Origin of the sequence: Marisediminicola senii (assembly GCF_011057645.1) — a bacterium.
GTDB classification, from domain to species: Bacteria; Actinomycetota; Actinomycetes; order Actinomycetales; family Microbacteriaceae; genus Marisediminicola; species Marisediminicola senii.
Genome location: NZ_JAALGE010000063.1, coordinates 1 through 11,806, shown reverse-complemented (window position 1 = coordinate 11,806; position 11,806 = coordinate 1). Strand labels below are relative to the sequence as shown.

The 11,806-nt window shown below is 70.3% G+C and carries 13 protein-coding genes; 9 read left to right on the top strand and 4 right to left on the bottom strand.

Features of this window, described 5'->3' with window-relative positions; translation table 11 throughout:
* Positions 1-156 precede the first annotated feature (156 nt).
* The 8 genes from G5S38_RS14280 (at position 157) to hemL (ending at position 7,151) form a co-directional block, all read left to right on the top strand.
* Complete coding sequence (locus G5S38_RS14280; protein ID WP_165070014.1) at positions 157-660, top strand: phage holin family protein; 504 nt, start codon at positions 157-159, stop codon at positions 658-660.
* Positions 660-896: a DUF3618 domain-containing protein gene (locus G5S38_RS14275; protein ID WP_165070011.1), complete on the top strand. Its 237-nt coding sequence runs from the start codon at positions 660-662 to the stop codon at positions 894-896. The genes G5S38_RS14280 and G5S38_RS14275 overlap by 1 nt, the downstream gene beginning before the upstream one ends.
* Before the next feature lie 51 nt (positions 897-947).
* On the top strand, positions 948-1,652 hold the full coding sequence (gene hemQ / locus G5S38_RS14270) for a hydrogen peroxide-dependent heme synthase (RefSeq protein ID WP_201276705.1): 705 nt from the start codon (positions 948-950) through the stop codon (positions 1,650-1,652).
* Positions 1,649-2,977 (top strand): ferrochelatase, encoded by a 1,329-nt coding sequence (locus tag G5S38_RS14265; RefSeq protein ID WP_165070005.1) that lies wholly within the window; start codon positions 1,649-1,651, stop codon positions 2,975-2,977. Before hemQ ends, G5S38_RS14265 begins: the two co-directional genes overlap by 4 nt.
* On the top strand, positions 2,974-3,900 hold the full coding sequence (hemC, locus tag G5S38_RS14260) for a hydroxymethylbilane synthase (protein WP_268921085.1): 927 nt from the start codon (positions 2,974-2,976) through the stop codon (positions 3,898-3,900). Before G5S38_RS14265 ends, hemC begins: the two co-directional genes overlap by 4 nt.
* Positions 3,897-4,685: a uroporphyrinogen-III synthase gene (locus G5S38_RS14255; RefSeq protein WP_165070002.1), complete on the top strand. Its 789-nt coding sequence runs from the start codon at positions 3,897-3,899 to the stop codon at positions 4,683-4,685. The genes hemC and G5S38_RS14255 overlap by 4 nt, the downstream gene beginning before the upstream one ends.
* Complete coding sequence (hemB, locus tag G5S38_RS14250) at positions 4,682-5,671, top strand: porphobilinogen synthase (protein ID WP_165069999.1); 990 nt, start codon at positions 4,682-4,684, stop codon at positions 5,669-5,671. Before G5S38_RS14255 ends, hemB begins: the two co-directional genes overlap by 4 nt.
* A gap of 76 nt (positions 5,672-5,747) precedes the next feature.
* Positions 5,748-7,151, top strand: coding sequence for a glutamate-1-semialdehyde 2,1-aminomutase (gene hemL / locus G5S38_RS14245; protein WP_201276704.1), 1,404 nt, complete (start codon positions 5,748-5,750; stop codon positions 7,149-7,151).
* A gap of 22 nt (positions 7,152-7,173) precedes the next feature.
* On the opposite strand, the gene G5S38_RS14240 is transcribed toward hemL, so the two are convergent.
* Both G5S38_RS14240 and G5S38_RS14235 read right to left on the bottom strand, forming a co-directional pair.
* The gene (locus tag G5S38_RS14240) at positions 7,174-8,229 is read right to left on the bottom strand and encodes an MDR family oxidoreductase (RefSeq protein WP_165069996.1); all 1,056 of its coding nucleotides are present in this window, start codon (positions 8,227-8,229) and stop codon (positions 7,174-7,176) included.
* A 129-nt stretch (positions 8,230-8,358) separates the two neighbouring features.
* On the bottom strand, positions 8,359-9,384 hold the full coding sequence (locus G5S38_RS14235) for a 6-phosphofructokinase (protein ID WP_165069994.1): 1,026 nt from the start codon (positions 9,382-9,384) through the stop codon (positions 8,359-8,361).
* A 193-nt stretch (positions 9,385-9,577) separates the two neighbouring features.
* Between G5S38_RS14235 and G5S38_RS14230 the strand changes: the two genes are divergently transcribed.
* Complete coding sequence (locus G5S38_RS14230; protein ID WP_165069991.1) at positions 9,578-10,024, top strand: hypothetical protein; 447 nt, start codon at positions 9,578-9,580, stop codon at positions 10,022-10,024.
* A gap of 143 nt (positions 10,025-10,167) precedes the next feature.
* On the opposite strand, the gene G5S38_RS14225 is transcribed toward G5S38_RS14230, so the two are convergent.
* Positions 10,168-10,650 carry a pyridoxamine 5'-phosphate oxidase family protein gene (locus G5S38_RS14225; RefSeq protein WP_165069988.1) on the bottom strand — a complete coding sequence of 161 codons (483 nt, stop codon included), beginning with the start codon at positions 10,648-10,650 and terminating at the stop codon, positions 10,168-10,170.
* Between the two features lie 44 nt (positions 10,651-10,694).
* Positions 10,695-11,645, bottom strand: coding sequence for an oxygen-dependent tRNA uridine(34) hydroxylase TrhO (trhO, locus tag G5S38_RS14220; RefSeq protein ID WP_165069986.1), 951 nt, complete (start codon positions 11,643-11,645; stop codon positions 10,695-10,697).
* Positions 11,646-11,806 lie beyond the last annotated feature (161 nt).

The window sequence follows — 11,806 nt, the reverse complement described above, 5'->3', positions numbered from 1 at the left end:
CCGCGCAGCTCCCCACACCCTCCTTCGTCGGCGGCGACAGATGTATATAAGAGCCACCCCCCTAAGCACCCGGCAGCGACCGCCACCGCCGGCCCCCCGCCCGCGAGCCCCCCCCCGCCCCCCGCCGCCGGCCCCCCCCCGCCGGTCGGACGCCCCGTGGTTTCTGCCCCGACGGCCGGCGGGTCGGGTGGCGTCGGCGGTTCCGGCGGCGTCGGCGGCTCCGGCGCGAAGACGCCGCCCCCCGCTGGCCCGCGCGTGCGGCGATCGTTCGAGCCCGGAAAGCCGAAGAAGTCGCTGTTCACGCTGATCGGCGAGATCCCGACCCTGGTGACCGACCTCGTCAAGGGCGAGATCGACCAGCTCAAGGCCGAGATGATCGTCAAGCTCAAGGCCCTCGGCATCGGCGGGGCCCTGATCGCGGTGGCCGCTGTCATCCTGCTCTTCATGTTCGGCGTGGTGCTCACCGTGATCATCCTCGCGCTGTCGCTCGTGATGCCGGGCTGGCTCGCCGCCCTCATCGTGGCCTTCGTGCTGCTGCTCGTCGCTGCCATAATTGGCTTCATCGGCTACCGCAAGCTCAAGGGCGGAATCCCGCCCATCCCCACCAAGACGATCGACAGCGTCAAGAGCGACATCGACACCATCAAGGGACTGGCATAGTGAGCGACTCCAACACCTCGGACATCCAGCACAAGGTCGCGCAGACCCGCGCGCAGCTCGAGAGCACCCTCGACGAGATCGAGGACCGACTCAACGTTCCCAAGCAGGTCGGGATCGCGGCAGGCCGCGCCCGCGCCAGCTACGAGGCAGATCCCGTGCCGTGGATCGCTGGGGTCGGCGCCGCCATCGCGGTGGTCGGCGGCATCGTGGCCTGGGCCATCGTCTCGCGAGATTGACGTTCGCGCCCCCCAGTATTGCCCCAGCCGTGGCAGGGGAGAATGGACCCCATGACTACAAGCGCTGATGCGCAACCCACAGCTCCCCCACTCGGATACACGCTCTGGGCGGTGCTGCACCGAACCACCGAACACGATCGCTTTCCCGACTCCGATGAAGCGATCATCGTCGGCAAGATGGACGGGGTCGTCGCGAAGCTCGCCGAGGGCGGCGTCGTCGTGCGCGGCTTCTACGACGTCTCGTCGATGCGTGCAGACGCCGACCTGATGATCTGGCTGCACGGGCCAGACCCGGCAGCGCTGCAGCAGGCGCTCCGTGATCTGCGCCGCACCCCGCTGCTGCGCAGCCTCAGCACCGCGTGGATCGCCATGGGCGTGCACCGCGACGCCGAGTTCACCGCCAACCACCTCCCCGCATTCATGCGCGACAAGGAGCCGGAGGCCTGGCTCACGGTCTACCCGTTCGTGCGGTCGTACGACTGGTACCTGCTGCCAGAAGAGGAACGTCGCGCCATGCTCGGCGGCCACGGCCGCAAGGGCGCCCAGTACCCCCAGGTGCTCGCCAACACCGTCGCGTCATTCGCGCTCGGCGACTACGAGTGGATCCTCGCCCTCGAGGCCCCCGAACTCGTCGACCTGGTCGACCTCATGCGCCACCTGCGCCAGACCGAGGCCCGCCGCCACGTACGTGAAGAAGTCCCGTTCTACACCGGTCGTCGCATCGAGACGACGGAGATTCCCGAGGTACTCGCATGACCATCGCCGATGACCGTCCCGTGATCGCCGACGCCGACCAGTTCGTGCGCGCGGCAACGCCCGCCGCCCAGGCCGGACCCGAGCACGTGACCGAACCCACCGCCTACGACGCCATCCTGCTCGCGAGCTTCGGCGGACCGGAGGGGCAGGACGACGTGATCCCGTTCCTGCGCAACGTGACCCGTGGCCGCGGCATCCCCGACGAGAGGCTCGAAGAGGTCGCGCACCACTACCGCCACTTCGGCGGAGTGAGCCCGATCAACGACCAGAACCGTGAGCTCAAGGCGGCCCTCGAGGCCGAACTCGCCAGGCGCGGCATCGACCTGCCCGTGCTGTGGGGCAACCGCAACTGGGACCCCTACATCCGCGACGCCCTCGTCGAGGCCAACGAACGCGGATTCACCAAGCTCATCGCCATCGGCACCAGCGCCTACAGCTCGTACTCCAGCTGCCGCCAGTACCGCGAGGACTATGCGGCAGCCCTCGCCGACACCGGCCTCGAGGGCGTCATCCAGATCGACAAGGTGCGCCAATTCTTCGACCACCCCGGTTTCGTCGAACCGTTCATCGAGGGCGTGCGCACCGGGCTCGCCGAGGTCGCCGCCGCCGGCATCCCGCTCGACCAGACGCACGTGCTGTTCTCCACCCACTCGATTCCCTCGACGGATGCCGCGAAGAGCGGCCCCGCGTCGCGCGGGTTCGGCGCGGGCGGGGCCTACGCCGCCCAGCACCTCGCGGTCGCCGAGGTCGTCATCGCCGCGCAGGCGTCCTCCGTCGCGGAGGCCACCGGTGCCGGTGACGAGGCCTCGGGTGTCACCGAGAACGCCGAGGCAATGTCGGCTGCGCTGCTGCCGGGGGCGACCCAGGTGCCAGACGCTGCGGCATCCACCCTCTCTGCCGCCCCGGGGGCGATCGAGTGGAGCCTCGTCTACCAGTCGCGCTCCGGTCCGCCCACCCAGCCGTGGCTCGAGCCCGACATCAACGACGCCATCGACGAGCTCGCGCTCGCCGGTATCCGCGCCGTCGTGATCGTGCCGCTCGGCTTCGTGAGCGACCACATGGAGGTCAAGTGGGACCTCGACACCGAGGCGATGGAGACGTCGCAGAAGCACGGCATCCTCGCGGTGCGCGTGCCGACGCCCGGCGTGCACGCCGCCTACGTGTCCGGTCTCGTCGACCTCGTGATCGAACGCCGCGATGCGACTCCCGTCGAGCAGCGCCCGTCGCTCACCAAGCTCGGGCCCTGGTACGACGTGTGCCGCCCCGGCTGCTGCGAGAACGTGAGGCTGGGATTCAAGCCGACGGTGGCCGGGTTGCAGCCGTGATCCGTATCGGTACCCGCGCCAGCGCACTCGCGATGTCGCAGACCGGTACCGTGGCCGAATCGATCGCTGCGGCATCCGGCCAGCCCACCGAACTGGTGGAGATCACCACCGAGGGCGACACGTCGCGCCAGTCGCTGTCGTCGCTCGGCGGCACCGGCGTGTTCGCGACCGCCCTGCGCGAGGCCCTGCTCGACGGGCGCTGCGACATGATCGTGCACTCGCTCAAGGACCTGCCGACGGCTGACGCCCCCGGGCTCGTCGTCACCGGCATCCCGCGCCGCGAGGACGCCCGCGATGCGCTGTGCGCGCGCGACGGCCTGACCCTCGACACCCTTCCGCCCGGCGCCCGCGTCGGCACCGGGTCGCCCCGCCGGGTCGCGCAGCTCAAGGCCCGCCGGCCCGACCTCGAGGTCGTCGACATCCGCGGCAACGTCGACACCCGCCTCGGCAAGGTCTCGTCGGGAGAGCTCGACGCCGTGGTGCTCGCCGCCGCCGGCCTCACGCGCCTCGGCCGCCTCGACGCCGTCACCGAGTACTGCGGGCTCGACGGATGGCCATCCGCACCCGGCCAGGGCGCGCTCGCCATCGAGACCAGGGCGAACCCCGACCCCGAGCTGAAGAAGGCCATCGCGCGCATCGACCACGCGCCGACCCGCCTCAACGTCACCGCGGAACGCGAGGTGCTGCGCATCCTCGAGGCCGGGTGCGCCGCCCCGATCGGCGCCCACGCGATCGTCGACGACGGCCTGCTGTTCCTGTCGGCCAGGGTCTACCACCCCGACGGCAGCAGCCACGTGACCAGCTCGCACGCGCTCTACGTGGCAGACCACCCGAAGCCCGCCGACACCGTCGCCGCCAATGTGGCCAGCGAGCTGCTGTCGCTCGGCGCGGCCGACATCGCCCCGGTCGGCGGCGCAGCGTGAGCCGCACGCAGGTGAAGGCGCTGGCCGGGTGGCGCGTGCTCGTGCCCCGCGGCGGGGGATGGGGCGACCGCGTCGCGGCCGAACTGCGCACCCACGGTGCCGTGCCCGTCGTCGCACCGCTGATCAACTTCGCGAGCACCGACGACCCCGAAGCGCTCGCCGCCGAGTTCGAGCAGCTGTCGAACGGCGAGTACGAGTGGCTCGTGATCACCAGCGCCACCACCGTCGACGTGCTGATGAGCCACGGCACCCACGTGCCGCCCGGCACCAAGATCGCCGCGGTCGGCGAGACCACCGCCGCAGCCCTCACACTCGCCGGCTACCGTGTCGACTTCATCCCGGAGGGTGACAACTCCGCGCGCGGCCTGGTGCGCGAGTGGCCGATGAGCGACGTGCGCGGGCGCGTGCTCATTCCGCAGTCCGAGATCGCCGAGCCGACCCTCGTCGCTGGCCTCCGCCACCTCGGCTTCGACGCGCACTTCGTGGCCGCTTATCGCACGGTCGGCGTGCCCGTCGCCGACGACATCGCCGCCGACGTGGCATCCGGCCGCATCCGCGCCGTGCTCGTGACCTCGGGCAGCGTCGCGCGGCAGATCGCCCAGCAGCTCGACCCGCTGCCCACCAGCACCGTCGTCGCCTGCATCGGCCCGCGCACCGCGTTCGACGCCCGCGCCGCCGGCCTCGCCGTGCACATCATCGCCGAGTCGCGCTCGGCAGAATCGCTCATCGCCGCCCTCGTCGAGTACGTCACCGAACTGAGCCCGTCAGAGAAGACCCTGTCATGACCCACCGCGGCCCCGCCGTCCGCCCCCGCAGGCTCCGTTCGACCCCCGCGATGCGCCGGCTCGTCGGCGAGACGCGGCTGCACCCCGCCGAGCTCGTGCTGCCCATGTTCGTGCGCGAGGGCGCCGCCGAGGCCGTGCCGATCACCTCGATGCCGGGTGTCTCGCAGCACTCGCTCGACTCCTTCCGTAGGGCGCTCGTGGATGCCGCGTCGGCGGGCATCGGCGGAGTGATGCTGTTCGGCGTTCCCTCGGTCCGTGACGCGGAGGGTTCGGGGGCGACCGACCCCGACGGCATCCTCAACGTCGCGACACGCATCGCCGTGCAGGAGCTCGGCGACGCCCTCGTGGTGCAGACCGACCTGTGCCTCGACGAATTCACCGACCACGGCCACTGCGGCGTCCTCGCGGCCGACGGGTCGGTCGACAACGACGCCACCCTCGAGCGCTACCGCGACATGGCCATCGCGCAGGCCGAATCGGGCTCGCAGCTGCTCGGGCTGAGCGGCATGATGGACGGCCAGGTCGCCGGCGTGCGCGACGTGCTCGACGGTCGGGGCTTCGGGGGCACGCCGATCCTCGCGTACGCCGCCAAGTACGCGTCGGCGTTCTACGGCCCGTTCCGCGAGGCGGTGCAGTCCACACTCGTGGGCGATCGCCGCACCTACCAACTCGACCCCGGCAACGCGCGCGAGGGCATCCGGGAGACCATCCTCGACGCCGCGGAAGGCGCCGACATCGTGATGGTCAAGCCCGCGATGAGCTACCTCGACGTGCTCGCCAGCGCCGCCGATATCAGCGAGATCCCGGTCTGGGCATACCAGGTCTCCGGCGAGTACGCCATGATCGAGGCCGCCGCCGCGAACGGCTGGATCGACCGTCGCCGCGCCATCGAGGAATCCGTCGTGAGCATCCGCCGCGCGGGCGCCGACGCCGTGCTCACCTACTGGGCGCAGGAACTGGCCGGCTGGCTGCGCGAGACCGCATGAGCGGCGACGCAGCCTGATGAGCACCGACGTAGCCGCATGAGCACCGACGTAGCCGCATGAGCACCGACGTAGCCGCATGAGCACCGACGTAAAGGACGACACCGTGAGTGTGACCGTGACCAACGACCTCTCCTTCGCGAGGGCCAAGCGCTCCATTCCCGGGGGCGTCAACTCGCCGGTGCGCGCCTTCGGCTCGGTCGGCGGCACGCCGCGCTTCATGGTGTCGGCCGCGGGGTCGTACATCACCGATGCCGAGGGTCGCGACTACGTCGACCTCGTCAACTCCTGGGGCCCGGCCATCCTCGGCCACGCGCACCCGCAGGTCGTCGACGCCGTGCAGAAGGCTGCAGCGAAGGGACTGTCGTTCGGGGCGTCCACCCCGGCCGAGACGGAACTCGCCGAGCTGGTGCGGGCGCGCGTCGCCGTCGCGGGCACCACCGACGGACCCGTGCACACGGCTGCCGCCGCACCCATCGAAAAGCTGCGACTCGTCTCGACCGGCACCGAAGCCACGATGACCGCGATCCGCCTCGCCCGCGGGTTCACCGGCCGTGACATCCTCATCAAGTTCTCCGGGCACTACCACGGGCACTCCGACGCGCTGCTCGCCGACGCCGGCTCCGGGCTCGCGACGCTCTCGCTGCCAGGATCGGCCGGAGTGACCGCGGCCACCGCGGCGCAGACCCTGGTGCTGCCGTACAACGACCTCGACGCGGTGAACCAGGCATTCGCCATGCACGGCGACGACATCGCCGCGATCATCGTCGAGGCCGCCCCGGCCAACATGGGCGTCGTGCCGCCCGACCGCGGCTTCAACCGTGCCCTCTCGACCATCACCCGCCAGCACGGGGCGCTGCTCATCGTCGACGAGGTGCTCACCGGCTTCCGGGTCGGCTCCGCCGGCTGGTGGGGACTCGAGGCCGGGCACGTCGTGCCGGACGGTGCAGGCTGGACCCCCGACCTGATCGCGTTCGGCAAGGTCATCGGCGGTGGGATGCCGCTCGCCGGCCTCGGCGGACGAGCCGACGTGATGGACTACCTCGCCCCGCTCGGTCCGGTGTACCAGGCGGGCACGCTGAGCGGAAACCCGGTGGCCGTCGCCGCGGGGATCGCGACACTCCGGCTCGCCGACGCGGAGGTCTATCGCCGCCTCGACGCGAACGCCGACCTGATCGCGGCGGCCGTGGCATCCGCCCTCTCCGCAGAGGGCGTCGAGCACACCGTGCAGCGCGCGGGCAACCTGTTCTCGTTCGCGTTCAGCCCGGTCGCGCCGCGCGACTACGCCGACGTGAAGGGGCAGCAGAGCTGGCGGTACCCGGCGTTCTTCCACGCGATGCTCGAGGCGGGCGTATCGCTGCCGCCGTCGGTGTTCGAGGCGTGGTTCGTCTCCGCGGCGTACGACGACACCGCGATCTCGCGGATCATCGACGCGCTGCCCGCCGCGGCGCGCGCCGCGGCATCCGCCACCGCCCCCGCCTGAGCCGCGGTGAGGGCAGTTCGGGCTAGGCGCGGACGTCGACCACGGTTCGGCCGCGCACCTCGCCCGCGAGAATGCGATCGGCGATGGATGCCGCGTCCGCGAGTGGCACCGTCGTCGTGATGTCATCGAGCAGCCCGCGGTCGAGGTCCCGCGCGAGCCGGGACCACGCCTCGACGCGATCCGCGTGCGGCGCCTGCACCGAGTTGATACCGACCAGCGTGACCGCCCGCAGGATGAACGGCATCACCGTCGCGGGCAGGTCGGGTCCCTGGGCTAGACCGCACGCCGCGACGACCCCGCCGTAGGTGGTCTGCGCAAGGACATTCGCGAGGGTCACGCTGCCTACCGAGTCGACCGCGGCCGCCCAGCGCTGCTTCTGCAGCGGACGGCCCGCCTCCGAGAGCTCGGCGCGGTCGATGACCTCGGCCGCACCCAGTCCGCGCAGGTAGTCGCGTTCCGCGGGGCGTCCGGTCGAGGCGACGACGCGGTGTCCGAGGCGCGAGAGCAGCGCGATCGCGATCGATCCGACGCCCCCGGAGGCACCGGTCACGAGCACGTCGCCCGCCGGGCCGCCCTCAGTGCGGCCGTCGTCGCCTCCGCCTCCGCCAGTGCCCGTGCCACTGCCAGCACCCGCACCAGCAATACCGTGCCGCTCCAGCGCGAGCACCGACAGCATCGCGGTGAATCCCGCGGTCCCGATCGCGGCCGCGTGGCGCGGCTCGAGCCCGTCCGGCAGGGCGACGAGCCACTCGCCGCGCACCCGCGCCCGCTCGCCCAGCCCACCGTGGTGCTTCTCGCCGATGCCGTAGCCGTTCAGCAGCACGCGATCGCCCGGCGCCCAGTCGGCGGAATCGGATGCCGCGACCGTTCCCACCAGGTCGATCCCCGGCACCAGCGGATAGCTGCCGATCACGCCGGGGCGCCCCGCGATGGCGAGGCCGTCCTTGAAGTTCATACTCGAGTACTCGACGTCGACCGTGACGTCGCCGGGCATCAGGTCGTCGTCACCGAGCTCGACGAGGGAGGTGGATGCCGCGGCGTCACCGTCGGGCTTCTGTACGAGGAGGGAACGGAACATCCGTCAACGCTAGCGGAGTGCCATCTTCGACCGGCGGGCGGCGCCCGGCCGGCTCAGGATCAGCCGAACAGAATCAGCCGAACCGCATCAGCCGAGCAGAATCAGCCGAACCGAACTTGCCGAACCGAATCAGCCGAACAGAATGGATGCTTCGTCCCAGCGGTCCTGCGGAACGGTGTTCAGCTTGCCCAGGGCGTCCTCGAACGCCACGTGGGTGATCGACGTTCCGCTGAGCGAGACCATGCGACCCCAGCGCTCGTGAATGGTCGAGTCGACGGCAGCCATGCCGTAGCGGGTGGCGAGCACGCGGTCGAAGGAGGTCGGGGTTCCGCCGCGCTGGATGTGGCCGAGGGTGGTGGCGCGCGTCTCGAGGCCGGTGCGCTCCTCGATGATCGGGGCGAGCATCTCGCCAATACCGCCGAGCCGGGGACGACCGAAGGCGTCGAGCCCGCGCTCGGAGTGCGCGTCCTCCATCGAGTCGAGGCTGAAGCCCTCGGCGACGACCACGAGCGGCGCGCGCCCGCGGTCCTTGACCTGCTGCACCCACTCGCAGATCTGGTCGATGTTGATCTTCTGCTCCGGGATGAGGATGACGTGCGCGCCGGCTGCCATGCCGGAGTGAAGGGCGATCCAGCCGACGTGCCTGCCCATGACCTCGGCGACCATGCACCGGCCGTGCGAGTCGCCGGTGGTGCGCAGGCGGTCCATGGCGTCGGTGGCGATCTGCACCGCGGTGTCGAAGCCGAAGGTGTAGTCGGTGGCAGACAGGTCGTTGTCGACGGTCTTGGGAACGCCGACGATCTTGATGCCCGCGTCGGTGAGGCGCTTGGCCGCCGCGAGGGTGCCCTCGCCACCGATCGCGATCATCGAGTCGATGCCGAGGCGATCCATGTTCTCCCGGATCTTCTCCACGCCGCCGTCACCCTCGAAGGGATTGGTGCGGGAGGTGCCGAGGATGGTTCCACCCTGCTTGGAGATGCCCTGGATGTCCTTGCGGGTGAGGGGCATAACGTCGCCCTGCACCACGCCCCGCCAGCCGTCGCGGAATCCCACGAACTCCTGCTTGTAGATCTTCGTGCCCTTGAGGACCGCGCCGCGGATGACCGCGTTCAATCCGGGACAGTCGCCGCCGCTCGTGAGGATGCCGATGCTCATTCGCAAAGCTTAGCCAGCCGCGGTGCACTCCCGGCCCACCCCCGGTGAACGGTGGGCAGACGGCGCCGCGGTGCACTGCCGCGGCCGGGGGTGGCGCAGGCGCGACAGCCCGTTCAGGGGGCTTGTCTCCGTGAGGAGCGCCGTTAGAGTCTTAAACATTGCGCACGGGGGACGCACCCGACTTAGGAGAAAAATGTCTGACAACACTGGTGGAACGCCGAACGACCCGGTCACCCCGCCTCCGCCCGCAGCTCCGGCCTACGACGCGAACGCGTCGTCGCCCGCCTACAACCAGACCGCGGCTCCGTCTGCGTATGGCCAGGGCGGCCCGAACCAGGTCGGCGGTCCCGGCGAGGACCCGGGCAAGACGCTCGGCATCGTCGGCCTCGTGCTGGCGTTCGTGTTCAACATCGCCGGCCTCATCGTGAGCATCATCGCGAACAAGAAGTCGAAGGATGCGGGTTACAAGAACGGCTTCGCCAAAGCCGGCATCATCATCTCGATCATCTCGATCGTGCTGGGGATCGCCGCCGCAGGATTCTTCATCTATGCGGCGACCCAGGTCGGCGCGGACCCGTGCCTCGGCTACCCCGCTGGCGAATACGTCACCGAAGAGGGCGACCCGATCACCTGCCCGTAACGCGGCGGAGCAGCATCCACCGCCCTGGCAGAATTGCTGCACCCTGAAACGCTGCTGCACACCGAACACGGCTGCACACTGAAACGCCTGACGCCCCGGACCTGCTGGTCCGGGGCGTCAGTGCGTTTCACGTGGAACCGGCGCTACAGCACGACCGTGCGGTTCTCGCCGATGTCGGGCGTGCCGCCGGTGACGGCGGCCTTCGCGACCTTGAACAGCACGACGGGCTTGGGCTCGTTGCTCGCCCAGTACTCGGCGGTCTCGGCGTGCACCTTGATGAGAGCGACGGTGTCGTTGCGGCCGTCGGGGAACCAGGCCTCGGCCTGGGTGGTCCACAGCGCGTCGATCATGGCGTCGTCGTGCACGACCGATGCGGTGCCCGCGATCGAGAGATAACCCTTGCTCGACTCGAAGGCGACGTTGACCTGGTCGTTGCCGGCGATCTCGGTGGTCTTGTCCGAGGGGTCCTGGGTGAGGAACCACAGGTCCCCGTCGAAGGAATCGCCCTGGACGGCGAGCGGCCGGCTCACGAGCTGGCCCTCGGCGGTGACGGTGGTGAGCAGGGCGATCTTGGCGTCGGCGATGATCTTCGCGACGGTCTCGAGTTCTTCAGTGGTGGCAGTCATGCTTCGACGGTACGCATGAAGGCTGGCCGTCGCATCCGCGAATGTCAGATTTGCGTGGCGATCGAGGTGAGGGCCGAGCGCAGTGCTGGCTCGTGCAGGTCGCTCGCGCGCAGTGCCTCCTCGCGCAGTGCTGGCTCGTGCACCGGGCAGGCGACGGTGGCCGCGTGCTCGTCGCAGACGACGAACTGCTCGCGGCACGACAGGTCGCGGCAGTTCGCGGTCGTCTTGCTCGGGGTGTCGCAGGCGTAGCAGCGGCCGACGATGGCGGCGGCATCCGTGAAGTCCATCGAGAGTCGCTTGTCGAACACGTACAGCGAGCCCTTCCACAGCCCGGAGTCGCCGAACTCCTCGCCGTAGCGGGCGATTCCGCCGTCGAGCTGGTACACCTCGCGAAAGCCGCGGTTGACCATGATTGAGCTGAGCACCTCGCAGCGGATGCCGCCCGTGCAGTAGGTGACGACGGGCTCGTCCTTGAGGTGGTCGTACTTGCCGCTCTCGATCTCGGCGACGAATTCCCGTGTGTTCTGCACCTCGGGGATCACGGCGTTCTCGAAGTGCCCGATGGCCGCCTCGATGCGGTTGCGGCCGTCGAAGAAGGTGACATTTCTCTCGGCGACGAGGTCATGGAGCTCGGTGGGCGTGAGGCGCGTGCCGCCGCCGATCACACCGTTGTCGTCGACCTCCAGTTCGCCCGGGGCGCCGAAGCTGACCAGCTCGTCCCGAACCCGCACGCTGAGACGCGGAAAATCTTCGCCGATGCCCTCGCTCCACTTCGCATCCATCCCGGCGAACGGCGCGTACTCGCGGGTCTTGCGGAGGTAGGTCTTGACCGCGCGCAATTCGCCGCCGACCGTGCCGTTCATGCCGTCCTTGGAGAGCAGGATGCGTCCGCGAATGCCCAGCGAATCGCACAGTTCCCGCTGCCACAGGCGCAGCGCCTCGGGGTCGGCGAGGGGCGCGAAGACGTAGAACAGCAGGATCTTGGGAACGGACACCGAACAACTGTACGGGGAGCGCGGCGGCGGGCGCCGGGTGGTGGGCCCCGGCCGGGGCGGTGAACCGCGCCGGTGCGGGGTGGCGCGGGGTGGGCGCCCGGTCGGGCCCGGCGCGGCCCGGCTGGCGTCTGGAGGGCAGTGTCGGGTGCGCGGGCGACAAT